At 69.8% G+C, this 18,232-nt stretch carries 17 protein-coding genes and 1 pseudogene; 8 read left to right on the forward strand and 10 right to left on the reverse strand.

From position 1 onward, the window contains the following. The first annotated feature begins 3 nt into the window (after positions 1-3). Positions 4-207, forward strand: a complete 204-nt coding sequence (locus tag CP977_RS33655; RefSeq protein ID WP_079131548.1) for a hypothetical protein — start codon at positions 4-6, stop codon at positions 205-207. A gap of 281 nt (positions 208-488) precedes the next feature. After that, positions 489-1,229 carry an ATP-grasp domain-containing protein gene (locus CP977_RS33660; RefSeq protein WP_062760523.1) on the forward strand — a complete coding sequence of 247 codons (741 nt, stop codon included), beginning with the start codon at positions 489-491 and terminating at the stop codon, positions 1,227-1,229. A 345-nt stretch (positions 1,230-1,574) separates the two neighbouring features. On the opposite strand, the gene CP977_RS33665 is transcribed toward CP977_RS33660, so the two are convergent. From CP977_RS33665 to CP977_RS33685, 7 genes are all read right to left on the reverse strand, one after another. After that, the gene (locus CP977_RS33665) at positions 1,575-2,231 is read right to left on the reverse strand and encodes a hypothetical protein (RefSeq protein ID WP_152371428.1); all 657 of its coding nucleotides are present in this window, start codon (positions 2,229-2,231) and stop codon (positions 1,575-1,577) included. Positions 2,232-2,344: 113 nt separating this feature from the next. Beyond that, a complete protein-coding gene (locus CP977_RS34340; protein ID WP_159057840.1) occupies positions 2,345-2,497 on the reverse strand; it encodes a hypothetical protein in 153 nt (50 codons plus the stop codon). 99 nt (positions 2,498-2,596) lie between these two features. Next, a complete protein-coding gene (locus CP977_RS33670) occupies positions 2,597-2,998 on the reverse strand; it encodes a hypothetical protein (RefSeq protein ID WP_167309029.1) in 402 nt (133 codons plus the stop codon). A gap of 359 nt (positions 2,999-3,357) precedes the next feature. Continuing rightward, positions 3,358-4,506: a hypothetical protein gene (locus CP977_RS33675; RefSeq protein ID WP_236072312.1), complete on the reverse strand. Its 1,149-nt coding sequence runs from the start codon at positions 4,504-4,506 to the stop codon at positions 3,358-3,360. 639 nt (positions 4,507-5,145) lie between these two features. Continuing rightward, positions 5,146-5,307, reverse strand: coding sequence for a hypothetical protein (locus CP977_RS34345; protein WP_167309026.1), 162 nt, complete (start codon positions 5,305-5,307; stop codon positions 5,146-5,148). Between the two features lie 132 nt (positions 5,308-5,439). Beyond that, positions 5,440-6,981, reverse strand: a complete 1,542-nt coding sequence (locus CP977_RS33680; protein ID WP_152371430.1) for an FAD-dependent oxidoreductase — start codon at positions 6,979-6,981, stop codon at positions 5,440-5,442. 643 nt (positions 6,982-7,624) lie between these two features. Then, positions 7,625-8,029: a hypothetical protein gene (locus tag CP977_RS33685; protein ID WP_229991523.1), complete on the reverse strand. Its 405-nt coding sequence runs from the start codon at positions 8,027-8,029 to the stop codon at positions 7,625-7,627. Between the two features lie 505 nt (positions 8,030-8,534). On the opposite strand from CP977_RS33685, the gene mobF reads away from it, so the two are divergent. The 3 genes from mobF to CP977_RS33700 all read left to right on the forward strand — a co-directional run bounded on the left by mobF (position 8,535) and on the right by CP977_RS33700 (position 10,914). After that, positions 8,535-10,346, forward strand: coding sequence for a MobF family relaxase (gene mobF, locus CP977_RS33690; protein WP_279605600.1), 1,812 nt, complete (start codon positions 8,535-8,537; stop codon positions 10,344-10,346). Then, complete coding sequence (locus CP977_RS33695; RefSeq protein ID WP_152371433.1) at positions 10,289-10,528, forward strand: hypothetical protein; 240 nt, start codon at positions 10,289-10,291, stop codon at positions 10,526-10,528. Before mobF ends, CP977_RS33695 begins: the two co-directional genes overlap by 58 nt. Positions 10,529-10,713: 185 nt before the next feature. After that, positions 10,714-10,914 carry a hypothetical protein gene (locus CP977_RS33700; RefSeq protein WP_152371434.1) on the forward strand — a complete coding sequence of 67 codons (201 nt, stop codon included), beginning with the start codon at positions 10,714-10,716 and terminating at the stop codon, positions 10,912-10,914. 432 nt (positions 10,915-11,346) lie between these two features. Here CP977_RS33700 and CP977_RS33705 read toward each other — a convergent pair whose 3' ends face one another. From CP977_RS33705 to CP977_RS33715, 3 genes are all read right to left on the reverse strand, one after another. Next, positions 11,347-12,879 (reverse strand): SulP family inorganic anion transporter, encoded by a 1,533-nt coding sequence (locus CP977_RS33705; RefSeq protein ID WP_229991522.1) that lies wholly within the window; start codon positions 12,877-12,879, stop codon positions 11,347-11,349. Beyond that, positions 12,876-13,565, reverse strand: a complete 690-nt coding sequence (locus CP977_RS33710) for a GAP family protein (protein ID WP_229991521.1) — start codon at positions 13,563-13,565, stop codon at positions 12,876-12,878. The genes CP977_RS33705 and CP977_RS33710 overlap by 4 nt, the downstream gene beginning before the upstream one ends. Positions 13,566-13,634: 69 nt before the next feature. Continuing rightward, a complete protein-coding gene (locus CP977_RS33715; RefSeq protein ID WP_208421524.1) occupies positions 13,635-15,068 on the reverse strand; it encodes a DUF1254 domain-containing protein in 1,434 nt (477 codons plus the stop codon). 509 nt (positions 15,069-15,577) lie between these two features. Here CP977_RS33715 and CP977_RS33720 point away from each other — a divergent pair. From CP977_RS33720 to CP977_RS33725, 3 genes and pseudogenes are all read left to right on the forward strand, one after another. Further along, positions 15,578-17,068 (forward strand): replication-relaxation family protein, encoded by a 1,491-nt coding sequence (locus CP977_RS33720; protein ID WP_152371717.1) that lies wholly within the window; start codon positions 15,578-15,580, stop codon positions 17,066-17,068. Positions 17,069-17,378: 310 nt separating this feature from the next. Continuing rightward, a complete protein-coding gene (locus CP977_RS34350; protein ID WP_167309006.1) occupies positions 17,379-17,534 on the forward strand; it encodes a hypothetical protein in 156 nt (51 codons plus the stop codon). 139 nt (positions 17,535-17,673) lie between these two features. After that, positions 17,674-17,968: pseudogene (locus CP977_RS33725) on the forward strand (hypothetical protein); the annotation flags it as partial. Positions 17,969-18,232 lie beyond the last annotated feature (264 nt).

Consider the following 18,232-nt stretch of genomic DNA (forward strand, 5'->3'; position numbering starts at 1 on the left):
GCTGTGACCGCGCTCGCTTCCGCGCTGGCCACCCACCGTAGGGCCCGGTTCGTCCGCGAGGAACTGCGCCTGGCCGACGCGGACCAGACCCGTCTCGATGCCGCCCGCACCGAGCTGCACGCCACCCGTGCCGCGACCGAGACCCCGCGCGTTCTGGTCGCGGTCCTCGTCCCCGCTCTGGCACCGGCCGTCGACGCGGCCGCGTAGGCCTCCTACGCCCTGCGCGAGGCCCCCGGCGCCGACCCCCTCGCCGCGCTCCGGGTTGTCCTCTGACACGCGATCTCGACCGTTTGCCAAGTGATCTTGACCAGCGCCCGGGTTCCTGTCGCTTGATCTTGAGCCGGGGCTCGCCGTTCCCCGGTCCGCCTTGTGGCCTGCGACGGGGATTCTCGGCTGCGGTGATGGGCATGGCCGGGCTAGCGTGGTGGTTTTGCGGAGCACGGGAGGGATTCGCGGTGCTGGTCATGCCTGGGCGGCGGACGTCGACGATGGAACTGTTGGCCGTCGAGGCGGCAGGCCGAGGGATGTCGGTCAGGGCGGCGGAGGAGTCCGGCCTGGCAGGCCCTGCGTACTGGTACGGCGGTCCGTTCGCGGGCGCGAGGCTGGCAGGCCGCCTCGGGTTCGCGTTGCTGGAACCGGCGGACGGCTGGCTCACCGAACTGTCGGAGGAGTTCACCGGCCGCCAAGTACGGGCGGGGACCGTCGCGGACGCCTGGGCGATCGACCGGCCGACGTTCGTCAAACCTCCCCGCGACAAGTCCTTCCCAGCCGACGTCTATACCGACGGCTCCCGGCTGCCCTCCGCACTGGACCCGGAGACACCGGTGCTGCTGTCCGACGTGGTGACCTTCGCGGCCGAGTATCGACTGTTCCTGCTGGACGGCAGGATCGCCGCGGCGAGCCGGTACGCGGTGTTCGGCCGGCTCGACCCCCGTCCACTCGGTACGGACCGCGCGGACCGGGCCACGGCCGCGCAGATCACAGAGTTCGCCGACCGGCTGGCTGCCGAGGCCGGGCACACGCTGCCGAGCGCCGTCGTCGTGGATGTCGGGCAGCTGCTCGACCCGTACCGCCCGGGCCACCGCTGGGCCGTGGTAGAGGCCAACATGGCGTGGTTCTCGCACGCCTACGCGGCCGACCCGGCGCGTGTGCTGGACGTGGTTCTGCGGGCAGCGGGCCCACGCGAGCACATGCGGCCACGAGATCTGGCGTTCGAACGGCACCACTGATCCATTCTGCGCGAACCGGGCCCCTCTGCGGCCGGCCCTGCCGTCGGACTCCAGGAACCGACGCTCCCCGTTCGTTCAAGATCGCCTGTCAATCAGTCAAGATCAGGTGTCAGAGGACAAAGTTGGACAGCCACTATGTTCCCGCCACTGATGCCACCCGAGACTCGGAGCCGCTGCGGCTGTCACCGACCCGCACCCGGGGACAGCGCCGCACGCAAAGCGAGCTCAGCCAGGGAGGCAGGCTCACCCGAGCAAGACGGCCGTACAGCGCCGGAAGGATTATGTAGGGGGTGCGGACGGCCGGTTGACGAATAGTTCACGGACCTCGGGTCGGTACGGGGCTGGTCAGTGCTGCGTCCTCCCGGCCGTGAACGGGCCGGTCGCGGGGGCCACGCACTTGTCCACGACGGGCTCCTCGCCACCCACCGAACCCTCCAGGCAGAGCCGTCCGCCGTTCTCGCGCAGGTCGAGGAAGAACTGCGTGGTCGCACCGGACTGCTTGAGGTCGTGAATGCGCTCGTCGGGGTAGCCGAGGCCGTTCAGGGCCGCCCTGACCTCGGCCGGGGTGGGGTCCGTCAGCTCTTGGACGGCCACGTAGATGCGCTGCTCGTGATGGTTGCTCGCGCACCAGTCACGCGCGTTCAGCTCCACCTCCGGACCCGCCGTGGGCATCACCGGCTCGACCGTGCCGGCCGGAGCCTCCTCACCGGGAGGAGCCGGCTGCGGGTTCGGCGGCCCCTCCTGGGGGGTTCCCGGAGCCGGGCAGGTCTGTGCGATGTACTTCTGTATCTCGGCAAGGGCCGGAGAGGACAGGCTTCCCACGGGCTTCGCGGGCGCGGCCGCCGTGGCCACCGCGGTCGAGGCCGACTCGCTGCCGCCGCTGGCCTTCGCTGTGCCGCAGGCGCCGAGTACCAGCACCGCAAGGGCCGTCAAGGCCAGGGTGAGCCGCGGCCGGCGCGAGGAGCGGGCGAACGTGCTGGTGGAGCTGTGGGTTCGGGTCATGCGCCCAGTCTCCGATCATGCCGAGCCCGGCGCGTGAGTACACATACTCACCTGGCCAGGGGGCAGTTGCTCAAGCCCGATCCGCCTCCGTGCGATGGCTTCGTGCCGCAGACCTACTCCGGGGACTCACCATCGCTAGGGCTGAACTGCTCGCCGATGTTGTTCCACATGGAGCCGTCCCGCCAGCCCGGCTTCGAGCGGGCCCAACCGAGCAGCGCCCCGAGGACCTTCTCTTGGGAGACAGTGAGCTCTCTCAGAGTGGCCACCAATCGGGTGACGTGCAGGAAGCGTCGGTGCAGGTCAGACCTTGTTGGCTGTCCTCGGCCGAGGCTCGAATTGCAGAAGCTCAGTTGGCCACACCTCGTCTACGCCTGGATCCACCGCCTCAGCACGTCGACCGTGTCCTCCGGCGTCGTGTTGAAGCACAGCCGGATCCCGGGAGCTGCCTCGACGAGGAGGTTGACCAACCGCTCGAACAGCAGAGCGTTCTCCGGCAGCATCCGCACGCCACCGCCGATCATCGCCAAGCCGAACGCGTGCTCCTGGAGCTGCTCCCGGACAGTCGCCTCGGCACGGTCCGGAGAGATGTCGATCAGGCACGGAACAGCATCGAACCCCGCTTCGCGCAGCGCCGCGTTCGCCGCCTCGATCCGGGCAGTGAGCACCGCCTCGTCGACACCGTCGGGCATCCGGCTGTAGTCGAGCGCACTCGGGTGCAGACCGATGGACAGTACCTTCGCGTCGCCCGGCACGGGAGTCGAGGTCATCGGTCGGCCCATGGACGGTGTCCTCTCTGCTCACGTCATGCTGATCGTCCCGGTGTATCAAGGAAGTTGGACAGAGGGCCCGCTCGGTTGGAAATCAGTAGACGATCTCGGCCGGCTCCCCCGGTACCTCGGCGCCAACGACCCGCTGATACGCGGACGGCTCCCGAGCGCAGCTCAGATCCACAGACCTTGACAATTACTCATTCAGCCCTGGTCACCGAGGCGTATGCCTCGATGACTTGCAACGCTCGGTCACTGCTGCATGGAAGCTGTGCCAGAACCGCTTGAAGTGAACGAAGCCGCAGGGGCGATGCGTATCCACCAGGCCGGTCTGGTCTGTGATTGGGAACGCTATGTGCTTACGCGGCGTCGTCGGCGAGGGACTCGTCGGGGAACTCGTCCTCGCCGAGGCCGCTCTCATCGAAGCCGTCCTCCCCGAGGCCTTCCTCCGGCATCATGACGCCGGCGAAGCCGCTCATGATCTCCTCCAGGTCCAGCTCGGTGGCTCCGGCCGGAGCCTCGGGCTTGACGCCCCCGCTCGTCTTCAGTACCAGGCCGAACTTCTTGACCTCGGCGTTCTCGGCCAGCTTGCCGAGGTCGACGTGCACCTCGGCCAGCTCGCCGTTCTTGAGTGTGAAGTGAGCCGCCACCTTGGCGTCGGGGACGTCCTTCAGGTCCTTGTCCGACGGCAGGTCAACACCGGGCGGCAAGCCCTTCACCAGCGGACGGATCTCACCGAGCAGTTCCCCGGCCAGGGTGCGGAACGGAGCTGCGGCGGTGATGTGCTCGGTGCCGTCCTCGCCCCCGGTGGTCTTGAACTCGACCTCACGAGCAATGACCTCGCGAAGGGCCTTGGCGAGTTTCTTCTGGGCCCCGGCGTCAAGGGTAGGGGCCGGAGACGGCACGGCGCTGGGCTCCTGGCCCGTCTCCCGGCCGGCCTCCTCCATCGCCTTGGTGTCGAACATGACCCACTTGCCCTCCAGCGCCTTCTTGAGGCCCTCGGCTCCCGGCGGCAGCTGGTCGGCGGTCGGGAGGGGGGCGCCCATCGTCTTGCTGAGGGTCTTGACGTCGGACCGGACGTAGGTGCGGTCACCAACGGTCCGGTACTCAAGGAGGTCACCGTCAGGAGAGCTGACCTTCACGGCCGTACCGACAAAGTCCTTCCCCTCGGAGTCGGCGATCGGCTTCTTCGACTCCACTGTGACGCTGACCTTCAGACCGCTGATCAGCTCGGCGGCCTCGTCAGGGATCTCCTCGCCGGGCTCTGGATCCGACGAGGCGTCCATCAGCTTGAGGGTCTCGGCGTCCACGTCCAGATCCAACTCGAAGGAGATCGACTTCTCCTTGCCCAGCTTCTCGAAGGCCTTGTCGAGCTTCTGCCCGGCAGACAGCTGCTCCACTGTGCCGCAGGCGGCCGAACCCACAAGGACGGCGCCAATGACTGCGGTAGCGGTAAGGGTCTTGCGTATGGCGGCGATGGTGGTCTCCTTGTAGGTGCGATCACCCATGTGATCGTCAAGGAGACTCGCAACCCTGCCGGAAGGTTGCCTCACCGTTTTCTGCTGACTCTCACTTCAGCGCCTGAGTGTCTTCTCGTTCTGGGGTCCGGGGGAATGCGGACCTGGTGGGTGTGTCCTCGACACGTGGTGAGGCGGCGACGGGCCCCTCGCGAGAATGCCCAGTGCAGCGAAACGAGAATCAGCACCCAGCCCGTATGGCAATGGGCCGGCCTACCCTGGTGCTCCGCCCGGTGCGGGTAGGGTCCGTGCCAACCTGTGCCGGTATGGCGTACACGGGTAGAGCCCGGCACCCAGATGCGCTCTGGGATGCAGTACCACCGGGCCGCCCGCCTTCCGCTCCGCAGAGGCCTCCGCCACTGCCCGCTGGTACGCCGCGTCTCGTTGCCCGTTGACAATCCGTGGAGGCAACGGGCAAACCCTGTCGGCACGGCGGCTCGGCCCCGCTCGCCATCTGTGCCCGTGGTGGGGCCCATCTGTGAGGTGCATAGGCCGTTTTTCCAGGTAGACGTGGATTTACGTGGCTGTGGGGGACTTACTGGGGGGGCCTGATGGAGTGGCTGCGGCTGACGTTCGCCAGGCGATCTTGACCGTTTGCCAGGCGAGTTTGACCGGCCAAGTACCGGCAGGTCAGAGGCTCGGCCGGTCGCGGGGTAGCACCGCGTCGCGCTCTCGGACGAAGTCCATCGCCTCGCGCGCCGTGCAGCCGGAGGCGTCTCGGTACACCTTGATCGCGTGAACGAACCGGCCACTCAGGATCTCGCGATCCACGTTCTCCAGCAGGTTGTCCATGGGCTGACCCTACCGACGTCCGTTCGATGGTGCCGGTCAATATCACTTGGCAATCGTCCAAGATCACCTGGCAAAGGACAGCGGCCGACTTCTGTCAGATGGTCTTGAGCGATTGGCAAGTAGTTCTGACCGTCAGTCGCAGGCACCGGCCTCGCCGGGCAGCGGCCGGGGCTCCAGGGGGCGGACGGCGGGGCCTTGGATCACGGAGCCATCGGTGTCGAACCGGGATCCGTGGCAAGGGCACTCCCAGGCCCGTTCGGCGTCGTTGAAGTGGACCAGACAGCCCAGATGGGTACAGCGCGCGGATACGGCGTGAGCCGTGCCGCTCTCGTCGCGATAGACCGCGCAGCGCCGGCCGCCGACCCGTACGACCGCCCCCGAGCCGGGCGCGATGTCCTCGACGCTGTCCACGTGGGAGGCGCGCAGCCGGTCACCGACGAAGTGCTTGAGGACAGACCCCTGAACCTTAAGGAGGGAGGACGTCTCCCGAGGGTGCAGGCGCCGCGGGTCGTACAGGGAGGTCCAGGGCAGCTCCTCACCCGTGATGCGCGCGGTCAGGAGCTGGCCCGATATGACGCCGTTGCTCATGCCCCAGCCGCCGAACCCGGTCGCTACATACACATGCCGGGCGCCGGGGTGGAAGCGTCCGACATACGGCACCTGGTCGGTGGTCGTATTGTCCTGCGCCGCCCACCGGTGGGTGATCCGCGCGAACGGGAACCGCTCCTCGGTCCAGGCGGCGAGCCGCTCGTAACGCTCACCCACCTCGCCGACACCGGGCTTGAACTTCTCCCCGGTGACGATGAGCAGCCGCTGGTTCTCGCCGTACGGAGCGGTGCGCACCGACCGGGTGTTCTGCTCCTGCGTGATGTACATGCCCCCCGGATCGCGGTCGGCGGGAACGGTCGCCGCGACGACGAGCTCGCGGTGGGGTTCGAGCCGGGAGAACAGCAACGCGCGGTCGAAGACCGGGTAGTGCGTGGCCACCACGACATCACGGGCGACGATCTCCGCTCCCGCTTCGGTGGTGAGCCGGCACGGCTCGCCCTCGTCGAGGGAGACGACCCGGGTGCGTTCGTACACCTTCCCTCCCCGGCCGACGAGGTCGGCGACGAGCGCCAGGAGGTACTTACGTGGATGAAACTGCGCTTGTCCCTCCACCCGGACGGCGCCCGCCACGGGGTACGGCAGGCCGGTGTCCGTCACGAACGACGCCGCCAGTCCGGCTTCGCGCGCCGCATCCGCCTCGGCCTTAAGCTGGTCGACCGCTTCCGTCGACTCGGCGTACACGTATCCCGGCAGGCGCTCGAGGTCGCAGTCGATCCCCAACTCCGCCGCGACGCGCTCGACGTACTCGACGGCCTCCTGCTGCGATCGCCCGTACTGCCGCGCCCCTACCGCACCGAACGACTTGCGCAGCTGCGCGTAGATGAGCCCGTGCTGGGCGGAGAGCTTCGCCGTGGTGTACCCGGTGACGCCGGCTGCGACGCGGTCGGCTTCCAGCAGAGCGACGCTCCGGCCGGCCCGGACTAGTTCCCACGCCGTGCAGATGCCGGCGATGCCACCGCCGACCACCGCGACATCGACCTCCAGACGGTCGGTCAGGCCGGGGTGCCGGGGGCCCTCCGCGGTCTCCATCCAGTACGACTCGTAGGTGCCGGGCAATCGCGTCATGTCAGCGTTCTCCTATCGCAGGTGTCTCCAGGCGCCGCTCCCCGCGCCAGACGGGTCGCCACCGGTGGACGAGGTCGGTCTTTGGGCTGGACGCCCCCTGGATCTGCGGGCGCCGATGTCTGCTCGGCCGGTGTGCCCGACGGCGGCGTCGCGACCGGATCACGGTCGGAGGCGATCTCGACGAACCCGGTGTAAGGTTCCGATGCCATTCGGTCCAAAGGGATGCCCTCCGTACGATCCTCGGTCTTCTCGGCTCCCTCTTCGGACTCCGCCTTGACAGCAGCCAGGAGCTTTCCGTTACCCGTTCCCCCCAGCGGTATCCCTCTTGGCGCTCGCCGTGCCAGGCACGACACGCTCTTGCCCCCGGCTCTCCGAGCTGGGGCGAGCTCCCGGTTCCGTGGTCTCGAACGTGGGCACGGGATTCTCCTCCGGGCAGCACGACGAGGCCCCCGGTGGATACCGGAGGCCGAGTGAAGGTTCGGGGTGAAGCAGGAAGAGTGCGCTACGTGGTGTTCAGTTCGGCTGGAGGCTGCATCCGTCGGCGGTCGTGACCAGCGAGGTGCAAGGCCAACCTGTACGACCGCCGCGTCGGTCGTACAGGTTGGCCTTGCATATTCGATGCCGTGCCTCGTTGTCCCGGTACTCAGTGGCCGCCGCGCGGCTCGAAGCAGCCGGTTTCCAGGAATCGACCGTTGACCTTGACCTGGTAGTTGGTCGATTGCAGGAACGCGGTTACACAGGCGTCGCGACCGATGTTGAGGGCGACGCTGGCACCTGGGTTGCTGTCGAGGTCGTGGGCCCGCACGAAGAGCGTTCCGCGCCCGTCTTCTCTGTCCGGTCCCTCATCTCGGTAGCCGAGCTTGAGCAGCTCCGCCCGCACCCGCTCAGCATCCCAGGCCTTGGCCTTCCAGAGCCGCTTGAGGATGGGCTCGATGCGGGCGGCTTCTGCGCGGGCGGCCTCCTCAGAAGCGGGGGATATTTCCTTGGGGATCTTGGAGCCGTTGTTCTCCCGGTAGTGCGGGGCTCCGTCGTGCGAGTCGGGCTCCACGTTGCCTCGTGCAGGGACGGTGGAGAAGCGGGTGGGCGAGGGAGATAGAGGACCGCTGTGGCTCGGGGCGGAGTCGGCCGCTGTCGCTCCTGCGTGCTGCTGGCCGCAGGCGGTCAGGACCAGGACGGTGCCCAGGCAGAGGCCCGCGGCAGCGTAGCTAGATCTGGATATCCGCATGAGGAGGAGCCTGCCACGGCGTCGATGTGGTCAGCACCCACTTACCAAACCGCATCTGTCCGCAAGATCCGACGGGGATGCGCAGCGTCAGATTCAAGGTGAAGTGGGAAAGTGCAGGGTCCAGCCGGACAGGACACGTGGTGCTGATAGGCGTCAGACAACAGGTAGGGGGTGGTGCCGGAGAACGATGACACTCCGGGCCGGCCCCGGGCCGTATCCCGCCCGGCGGGACGCGGGCGGGAAAGTCGGGCTCTTCTTCCCGCCTGGCGGGACGCGGACTGGATGGGCCTTTTCTTGCCGGTCAGCGCGGTGTGGCGTGGTGGTCATGATGGATGTCAGGTTGATCAGACGCGGTCAGATGTACCGCTACTACCTGCGGCAGGTCGTCGTCGGTGACCATCTCCGCCTCGCCCGCACGTCCCTCGGTGAAGCCCAGGCGAAGGCAGGTGTCCCGCCGGGCCGGTGGATGGGGCGAGGCCTTGGCGACCTCGGCCTGCGCGCCGGGGCGATCGTCACCGAGAACGAGCTCCGCCAGCTCTTCACCGAGGGCCGGCACCCGCACGGCGACCGGCTCGTCGCTGAGCAGCTTGCCGCCGGGAAGACACCGGCGGTCGCGGCCAGGGCCGGGAAGCTCGGCCGCGCGGTGGAGGTCACCGGAGCGGATCTCGTCTTCCGCCCGCAGCCGACCATCGAGCTCGTCTGGGCGCTGGGGGAGGAGGAGACGCGGCGGGTGATCGAGGCCGCGCACGAGTGGGCGATCGAGGCGACGCTCGCCTGGATCGAGGACCACGCGGCGACCATCCGCGTCGGAGCCCAGGGCCGCTACCCCACCCGGCCGGTCCACGGTCTGGCCTTCGCGCGCTTTCGCCACTATGAGTCGAGGGCCGGAACCTCGCTCCTGCACGACCATGTCCTGGTGTCCCTGCGCGGGCTGCGCCCGGACGGGAAGTGGGGTGCGGTGCACTCCACGACGCTGCTGGAGAACGTGGTCGCGGCCTCCTCTCTCTACAACGAGCTCGTCATGGCCGAAGTGTGCGAGGAGCTGGACGTGGCGTCCGAGCCGCGCACCGTCAGTGCCGGGCGCCGGCCGGTGATGGAGATCGCGGGGGTGCCGCACGAGCTGATCGGCTGGATGTCGAAGCGAGGCCGCGAGATCGACCTGTGCCGCAGCGAGCTGGAGCACGAGTACGTCACCGCCGTCGACGAGGACGGCAACCTCAAGTTCGCATCCGTCGTCTCCGAGGAGGCCCGCACGAAGCTCAACCGGATCGCGGCCCGCAAGACGCGCCCGCCGAAGCCGGAGGCCCGCTCCCTCGCGCAGCTGCGTACCGACTGGCGGGTGAGCGCGAAGGAGTTCCTCGGCGAGGCCGCCGAGCTCGTCGACATGCTGTTGGAGCGGGCCTGGGCCGCGGCCGTCGCGATCCGTGCCCGGGTCGCCGAGACCCTGGACGTCGCCCTGGCCGCCCTCGGCGTCAGCGCGATGGTGTTCGTGATGAGCAGCAACGGCCTCCTCCACCGCCGCCACCTGCTTGCCGAGACCCGCCGGTTCCTCGCTCTGGTCCAGCGCGGCCGCCAACGCGAACCCGGCCTGGACGACGAGATCGTGAACGCGGCGATCGCGACGTACTGCCTGGACGTCACCGAGCCGAAGACCACCCGCGGCCTCTTGGCGGACTACCGCCTCTACACCACCCACTGGGCCCACCCCGACCCGGCCCGCAGCCGCCGGCGCGCACCGGAAGCGGTCCCCGACGTCGACCACCGGCCCCCGGCCGGGCTCACCGCTCCGAACGTCCCGGCCCCGCCGGGGAAGCCGGGGAGTGGGATATCCCCCGCGACGCTCCGGTCCTGCCGGTGGAGCTGGGGGAATGGGACATCCCCCGCGTTCCGCTCCGCTACGACCGCGCGGTCATCGCCTCCACCGCCCTCACCCACCAACTGCGCGCCGCGCGCGGCGCGGGACGAGCCCGCTATTACGAGGGCATCGTCGCGCACCAGCAGGCCGCGATGCCCGAACAGCTCCTCCTCTTCCCTGACACCGACGTTGAGGAGCCGGAGGACGGGGGCGAGCCGGCGGACTACATGGAGAGGCTGCGGGCGCTGCGGAAGGAGCGCGCCAGGGCGGGCGTACAGGACCTGACCGTCGAGCAGATCAGCAGCATCCAGATCCGCATCGAGGAGATGAAGAGGCGCGGCGAGGCGCTCCGGAAGCGCTACGAGCGCCGCCCCGAAGCTCCCGTTCCCCGGCTGGTCCTCGAGGACCAAGAGCGCGGACAGCGTCCCGGGCAGCCCGGTACAGGACACGGAGGGGCGAGCCGCTGAGTGGACTCCACCGAGTGGAGCCCATCGGGTGGAGCCCCACCTTTTCGTACTCCGGTCCGCTGGGTGGGCCGGGGGCCGAAGTCGCGGCCGCACCACTTGGGACGCGGCTGGCGGCTGCGCCCTGGCGGTGGGGGAGGGAGACGAGGGTGGGAGGGGCCGGTCACCGATGTACGGAGGTCTTCGTCGTGGTCCACCCGATCTCGGATCTCACGCCCGAGTACATGGAGCGCCTGGAGCAGATCACGGACGCGGTCCGGCTGTGGGCGGTGCTGTACGCGGCGCCCGCCGTGCCTGCGCCGGTGAGGGGGCGCCGGACGCGGCAGTACCCCGGGGGCCGGCCGAACTCGCCCAGGGCCGTACGCCCCCACCGCTCCCGCCGACGCTGACCCCACCCCTCCACCCGGCCCGGTGTGCGCGCCCCGGGGTGTGCCGCACCGTGCCACCAGGTGGAAGTGGGCTCCACCGGCCCCGGGACAAACGGTGCGGTCAAGGGGTAGTCAAGGGGTAAAACAGACACCACCGTTCACGGTCTCCACCCGACGAAGAGCCCGTGCTTACGATGCAGCCCACCCGTCCGCATGCCTCGCCGTCGAGGACGGTGCTTTCGTCGCGGATGCTCGTCAGCGGGGTGGCGGGGGCTGTGGGGGTGTGTGTACGGCCACCCAGCGGCGGGCCTCGGCGAGCGCGGTCTCCAGGGGTCCGAGGAGTTGTGGTGTGGCGGGGACGATGCCGCCGGGGCCGAGGCGGGCGGCGGTGCCGGAGCGTTCCAGGAGCCGGAGCAGGGCGGGCTCGACACCGCACAGGATGAGCCGGCCGCCCTAGTCGTGCAGGCGGGTGGCGTAGCGGCCGAGGAGCTTGAGCATCGCCGAGGAGGGCACGTCGGGCAGGGCGCGGACGGTCAGGACGAGCACCGCGCCCCGGGCGCCGTCGACGGCGGGGAGCTGGTTTTCGATCCGGGGCAGTTCGGCGAAGAAGGAGGATCCTGCGTAGTCCAGGACGGTGACCGTGCCCGGCGTGAGGGCGGCGGGCGGCTGGGTGGTCTCCCACTGTCCGGGGGCTTCGGCGCGTTCCGGCATGCGGCGCAGGGCGACAAGTTTCGCCTGTCGTGCGGCCTGGGCGCAGTAGAGCAGGAGGGAGAGGACGGTGCCCAGGACGATGGCCTGCTGGAGGGGAAGCTGGGTGGTGGCCAGGAAGGTGAGGACCATGGCCGCCGACGACATCCGCGAGGTGTGCAGGACGAGGAGGATGTCGTGGCGCTTGCCCCAGATCAGTTCGCCGCCGACGACCAGGATCAGGCCGCCGATGACGGGCATGGGAATGCGTTCGGCGAGCGAGCCGGCTACGAGGACGACCAGGGCGAGGAAGACGCCGGAGACGACTCCGGCCCAGCGGGTGCGGGCGCCGGCCGAGACCGCGACGCCGGTACGCGAGAGCGAGCCGCCCGACGGCATGGCCTGGAACAGGCCGCCGGTGAGGTTGGCGTAGCCCTGGGAGCGGAAGTCGCCGTTGACGTCGGAGCGGGTGCCGTCCGGGTTCGGCATCGACGGTGCGATCCCGGCGGCCTGGGCGAGGGCGACCAGTGCCACCGAGAACGCCCCGCCGATCAGGTGCGGCACGGCGGACAGGTCGGGTGCGGTGAAGGAGGGCAGGGCCGCGGGGATGGCGGCGATGTCCTTCACCAGCTCTACGTCGGTGGCCAGGAGGGCCACCCCGGCGCTGGTGAGGACCATCGCGATCAGCAGGGCGACGGGTTGAAGGCGCTTGGCGGCCCTGGCCGCCGCCCAGAGGGCCACGGTGACCGCAGCGACGGCGGTGGTCGCGCCCTTCCAGTCCCCGACGTGCGCCAGCCAGTCGAAGAGCTGGTACAGCTTGTTGTGTCCGTGAGGTCTGTACCCGGTGGCGTCTTTGAGGACGCCGGTGATGATCTGCAGCGCGATGCCAGCGGAGAAGCCAGTCATCACGGCGTTGGAGACGAAGCTCATCACCGCGCCGAGCCGCAGGACGCCCATGAGCAGCATCACCGCGCCGACCATCACCGTCAGCACCGCCACGTTGCCCGCGTCCTTCGCATCCAGGCCCGCGTCGGCCAGCACGCTCTGCGAGGTCAGGGCGATCGCGCTGGTCAGGGTGGTGACCATGAGGACGGTGCGGGAGGTCAGCGAGCCCACGACGGCGGGCACGACGCCCGCGTACAGGCCGGCGACCGGGTTGAACCCGGCGATCGAGGCGTAGGCCATGCCCTCGGGGATCGAGAACAGGCCGGTCACCGCCCCGGAAGTCACGTCCGAGGTCCGGGGCCGGCCCAGCCGGGCGAGCGCGCGGCGGGCCCGGCTGGTAACCGTCTGCTTCACGACAGGCCGGTGAGCGCGTCGCCGATGTACTTGGTGCCGAGAACGGCCAGGACGGTGGTCATGATCGCCGCGTTGTGAAGGGACATCCACTCCTTCCACCCGCTCAGCACGTGGGCCGAGCGGCTGCCGCCTAGCAGGTAGACGCCGAGCGGCAGCAGCGTGCACAGCGAGCCGATGAGCACCATCAGTGCGGTGGCCAGCGTCTTGCCGCCGGCCCCGGTGCCACTGGTGGCGATGGAGACGGCGCCGCCTACGGCCAGGACCAGGTTCTTGGGGTTGGCGGCCACCAGCACGACGGCGAGTGCGGCGGCTTTGGCCGCGGTGAACCGGTCGATGGCCCGCATCCACTTCGGTGCCGCGGCCTCGTGCCCCTCGCGTGGCCGGCCCCGCCACTGCTTGAACGCCATCAGCACGAACAGCACGCCCAGGGCCAGCTTGAGCCAGTACGCCCAGGACGGTTTCTCTCCAGTGGTGTGCAGCCCGCTGCCCGCCGCCGCCACCACGACGGCGACGACGGCCGCGAGGCCGGCCACCCAGCCGGCCGTGAACGCGATCCCGTTGACCCGGCCCTTCGGTGTGGCCAGCATCAGGATCACCGCGATCAGCGGCAGCGGACTGATCGCGATGCCCACCGCCGATGTGAGCATCGCCCCGATCGCCTCGCCCATGACTCTCGCTCCCTTCACCGTGGTGACGGCGTATGCGTGCGACGGAGCCACCGACGCGCCCACGCCGTGGACATCATGTGCGCGGCGTCAGTTGAGGGCCTCGAAGTCGCCGGGCCGCCACGAGCCGTCGAACGCCGCCTGTCCGGGGCCGTAGATGCGGAAGTAGGCGAACCAGCCCCGCCCGGGCACCGTCTGGATCCAGCGGCCCTGCGCCCCGGCCGGTTCGGTCGGGCCGAAGTGCAGATCGACGTGGTCCGCACCCTCGGGCGCCAAGTCGTCGAACAGCGAGCGCAGCGCCGCCTGCCCCTGGTCAGCGACGATCTCGGAGCGGGTGGCCGCGTCGTACACGGTGACCGACCAGAACAAGGTCTGCGGGACCGGCAGCGGGACCCGCAGCCGATAGGTACGCCCGCCGTCGAGGTAGGTGCCCTCCGCGTCGCGCAGACCGAGCCAGTACAGCGAACCCGCGCCCACCTCGCGACGGAACATCGCCGGCGATGCCACGATCGCCTGCGCGAACCACCGGTCACGGGCTTCCACGTCCAGTGATCCGGGCCGCTCGAAAGTGCCGTTCTCGGGCCGCAGCCCCGCCCACTCCCAGGTGCGGTCCGCCCACACCATCCGGTCCGGGCGCCGCGAGGCGAACGCGGAGACCAGCATCTCGTCCCGGCCCTGAGCGGCCGCCTCCGCCAGGACCTGCTCCATGCGCGCGTCCGGCGCGAACGGACGGCCCGCCTCGATCCCCAACTCGGCCAGCAGCCCCAGCATCGGCCGCAGCTCCTCCACCGGCGGCTCCGTATCGATCACCGCGTGCAGGACCCGCCAGAACTCGATGTTGTCCTCCCACGCCAGCGGCGTGGTGTCCATCGGCTGCTCGTCCCGGTCGAGGAAGGTGAAGGCCGGCGGGTCGTCGCGGCGGTCGAACGGATAGATCCGCACCGAGGCGAGCAGCGCGTTCGCCGCGGCGACGTCCCCGCCCAGCGGCAAGGCCCGCAGCGCGCACAACACCTGCCAGGTATCGCAGCGCACCACCTCGAAGTCGTCGCCCTCGGCCGGTACCTGCCCCTCGTACCCGGGCGGCAGCAGCAGGACCTTCCCGCCCCTGGGCCCGTTGCGGCCCGGCAGCCCCAGATCCACCAGCCACCGGTGGTAGTGGTCGTCGACCAGACCCACCAGCGGCCCCGCGGGCAGCTCGACCACCAGCGGCCCGCTCTTGCGCAGATCCAGGCCCCCGCCGAGATAGGGGGTGTCGGAGTTCAGGGTGAAACCGGCATGATGCGGGCGGGCCACGACCACGGGCGCGGACTCGTTGTCCACCGCCCCCGCCGCCCGCGTCCCGCGCAGGATTCCCTCCAACGACACCACCGGATAGAAGAACCGGTACGCCTCCACCGCACGGTGCCGGTCACTGCGCTCGTACGACTCCCGCGCACTCGACGCCACCGGATACCCGCCCTGGAACTCCACCCGCTCCACGAACACCGCCACCTTCCCTGCCACGCCGTCCGGCCGGGCCACCATCCATACGCTCCTGTGGCAACACCCTTGCCCGATCCCCGCGCGCGGGCGACCGCTGCCCGCCGAACGGATGATCAGGAATACTGCGGGTACAGCTGTGGCCCCAAGGCATCGCTGGTCAACGCGGGAAGGTGAAGGAAACCTACCGTCAGACGGCCAGCAGGCCAGACGGTCAGCAGGCAAAGGCATCCGACACCCCACCTCGCACCTCGACGACGAACCGATCAAAGAGACACGCCCTAGTCGTGACCCCTTGCCCAGCTCTGCTACCGACCCGATGGCCGACACGTTCTCCAGGGACTGGATCGTGATGCCGCTCACGGACAGACCCGCACGACAGGGGCCTAGTCGAGGAGGAATCGAACATTGGGTGCCGGTGGCGGTCAGACCGCGGTCAAGGGGGTGCTTTCGACGGTGGCCTCGGCCCGTACGCACATCCGCGTACGGGCCGGACGCTCACCGACCCGGCCCGCAGGCCGGGGGAAACCGAGGACACCGTGCCCACCGAACCCATGCCCGACCCCACCCACGAGCACCACGCGGCCCACGAGCGCCAGCCTTCCGAGGACGTCGACCAGGTCCCGCTGGCCCTCTCCACGGGCCCCTCCATCGCCCCCTCCACGGCCGCTCCGCCCGCCGGCCGTGAATCCTCAGGTCAGCCCCGGAAATCAGGGCCCCGCGAGGCGTTCGACAACCCTCCTGGGTCTACAGAGGCATGGAAGCCGACCGGAGTGCGAAGGCAGGAAGTGCTGAGGGCTCTGGGAATCTTCCAGAGGGCTACTCCTGAACACCTGTGGCGGATGCTGCGACCCGGAGACCGGCACGACCGGTGCACCAGGGACACCCTGAACGCGTTGAAGGAGACGGGCATGGTCCGGGTGGAGAGGCGTGTGAAGTCGGGACACCAGTTGTGGGTGCTCACCGAGACGGGTCACAGGGAAGCCAAGGGGCTGCTGCCGAGGAACGTGCGGATCCCCGCGCTGTGCAAGCAGAAGTACGACACCAAGGGCAGGCCGATCCCGGGGCAGGGCTACGACGAACACGCCGCCGCCGTCACCCTCACAGCCGCCGTCCTGACCGGCGCCGGCTACGGCACCCCGCTGTCCTGGCAGACCGAGATCGCCCACAAGCTCCCCTACGGCTACACCCAGTACGCCGACCTGACGATGCGCGCTCCCGACGCCGGGGTGCCCGCGATGCTCCTGGAGGTCGACCGGGTCAACGAGCCCGTCGACGACCTGGTGGACAAGCTGCGCCGCTACACCGACTGGTTCGAGCTCCTGGCACCGAAGGCCGACCCGAACAAGGAGATGGCGGCCTGCTACGAGCAACTGGGTGGGAAGGTGCAGGAATTCAGGCTGTGGCCGCGTCTGTATCCGGCATCCAGCCGGGAGGGCTACGTGCCGGTGGCGTTCGTGTTCACCGGGAAGACCGCCGAGCAGCGCGAAAGCCGCATGCAGCGTTTGGAGCAGGCCGGCCGCCGCTACTTCGCCGGGGAGCCGTATCCGGGCCGGGGCGCGGGGATCACGGCCGTCGACTACAACCAGGCGGTGCCCGTTCTCGTCACCGAGCTGGAGCGGATCACCGCCGACCCGGCCGGGGCCGCGGGGAAGGTGTGGCGGCGTCTCGGCAGGGAGGAGTGGCAGACGCTCACCGAGGCTTTGGACAACCCGGACGGGGACCGGCTGTACCTCGTGCAGTGGAGGGAGGCCAAGCGCCGGCGGGAGGAGCGCGAGGCCGCCGAGCGGGAGGCGCAGCGTCCGGTGTGCACGCAGTGCGGGGCGAAGTTCACCGACGAGCGTTGGGAGTACCTGCTCGGGCGGGGAAGGTCCTGGGGCGACCGTACCGACGAGCTGTGCGGGCCGTGCCGGGGCGAGCACTTCGCCCGGCTCGAGGCCGAGCGTGCCGCGAGGCGGCAGGCGGAGGAGGACGCCGCGCGGGATGCGGCACAGGCGGAGGGAAGGGCGAGGAAGGGACGTGGCCTGTTCCGCCGCCGGACCTGACCCGGCAAGCCGCTCGCGGAGGCGGACAAGCCGGAGACGATCCCGGGCGCTGCGGCAACCGGTGCCGGGCAGGACGAGACGGTAGCGGTGGGGGTGTCGTACGTTCCCGGGCACTCAGCTCCGGCGTGTACGTCTTCACCGTGAAGACGGGCCGGAGAGCGAGCGGGAAGGAACACCACCGTGAAGACCATCGAAGAAGGCCTCTACGTCCACAACGGGTTCGCCTACGGAGTGCTCGCGGACGCGGCGCTGCGCCGTTTCGCCGAGACCGGCCGACGGATCTACCGGCCTCCAGGAGGAGGCGGACACGATGACGGACGCACAGCTCTTCTACGAGATGTACCGCGCCCTGAAGCACTACACGCAGGGGGAGGTGAATGCCACCCAGGTCGCACACCTCGTCGGACAGATACGCCGTGGGGTCCGGCTGGAGTGGAGCGTCCCGGAGAGGCTCCCCTGCGCCTGACCCTTCGCGAAAACGGCCGGGCCCCTCGAGCCGAACAGGCCGAGGAGCCCCCACGGCCTCGTACCGCACCCTCCTGGCGCGCAGACGGTCTGCGGCTGCCACTCTCCGGATGTCGGTGGCGGCTGGGAGGCTGGCCGGCATGAATGGTGACGAGCAGCTGCTGCGCGGCCGGGTCTACGGCCGCGACCACGACGACCCCGACCCGGGCCCGAGACCGGGCCGGACCTACGCCGAGCTTGTCGGCGGTCCGCTGGACGGTCTCCTGCTGGACATCCACGGCTGGCGGGCCGAGGAGGTCGACGACGGCGTCGCTCTGACCACCGAGCTCGGCCGGTGGCCCGGCGGCCGCGCGGCTGTACGACCCCCGCCCCGGCGATCCGCGTAAGCCCGGTCCGGGCGTCGCCTGCCGCTTCTACTACACCGGCGACACCCCCCTGACCGGTACCCCGCTCACCGAGGCGATGACTGCCAGCTGCTCCGGAGTGGGTAGGGTCCGTGCCAGCCCGTGCCGATATGGCGTGCACGGGTCAGGCCCGGTGCCCAGATGCGCTCTGGGGCGCAGTACCACCGGGCCGCCTTCCTCACCCCGTACGGCACCCTTGCGCCCATATCCCGATACACCGCGTCTCGTTGCCTGTTGCCCGTTCTTGGAGGCAAAGGGCAAGCCCTGTCGGTGGCCTTGAAGCCGGGCGAGGCTG

This window comes from Streptomyces cinereoruber (genome assembly GCF_009299385.1).
Lineage (GTDB): Bacteria > Actinomycetota > Actinomycetes > Streptomycetales > Streptomycetaceae > Streptomyces > Streptomyces bikiniensis.

What these genes read in the sequence shown, in the direction of transcription:
- CP977_RS33680 (WP_152371430.1), bottom strand. Translation starts at nt 6,981, where the DNA reads ATGACGCGATTGCCCGGCACCTACGAGTCGTACTGGATGGAGACCGCG.
- CP977_RS33720 (WP_152371717.1), top strand. Translation starts at nt 15,578, where the DNA reads ATGCCCGACCCCACCCACGAGCACCACGCGGCCCACGAGCGCCAGCCT.
- CP977_RS33665 (WP_152371428.1), bottom strand. Translation starts at nt 2,231, where the DNA reads ATGACCCGAACCCACAGCTCCACCAGCACGTTCGCCCGCTCCTCGCGC.
- mobF (WP_279605600.1), top strand. Translation starts at nt 8,535, where the DNA reads ATGGATGTCAGGTTGATCAGACGCGGTCAGATGTACCGCTACTACCTG.
- CP977_RS33695 (WP_152371433.1), top strand. Translation starts at nt 10,289, where the DNA reads ATGGAGAGGCTGCGGGCGCTGCGGAAGGAGCGCGCCAGGGCGGGCGTA.
- CP977_RS33660 (WP_062760523.1), top strand. Translation starts at nt 489, where the DNA reads ATGGAACTGTTGGCCGTCGAGGCGGCAGGCCGAGGGATGTCGGTCAGG.
- CP977_RS34345 (WP_167309026.1), bottom strand. Translation starts at nt 5,307, where the DNA reads ATGGACAACCTGCTGGAGAACGTGGATCGCGAGATCCTGAGTGGCCGG.
- CP977_RS33715 (WP_208421524.1), bottom strand. Translation starts at nt 15,068, where the DNA reads ATGGTGGCCCGGCCGGACGGCGTGGCAGGGAAGGTGGCGGTGTTCGTG.
- CP977_RS33675 (WP_236072312.1), bottom strand. Translation starts at nt 4,506, where the DNA reads ATGGGTGATCGCACCTACAAGGAGACCACCATCGCCGCCATACGCAAG.
- CP977_RS33670 (WP_167309029.1), bottom strand. Translation starts at nt 2,998, where the DNA reads ATGACCTCGACTCCCGTGCCGGGCGACGCGAAGGTACTGTCCATCGGT.
- CP977_RS34350 (WP_167309006.1), top strand. Translation starts at nt 17,379, where the DNA reads ATGACGGACGCACAGCTCTTCTACGAGATGTACCGCGCCCTGAAGCAC.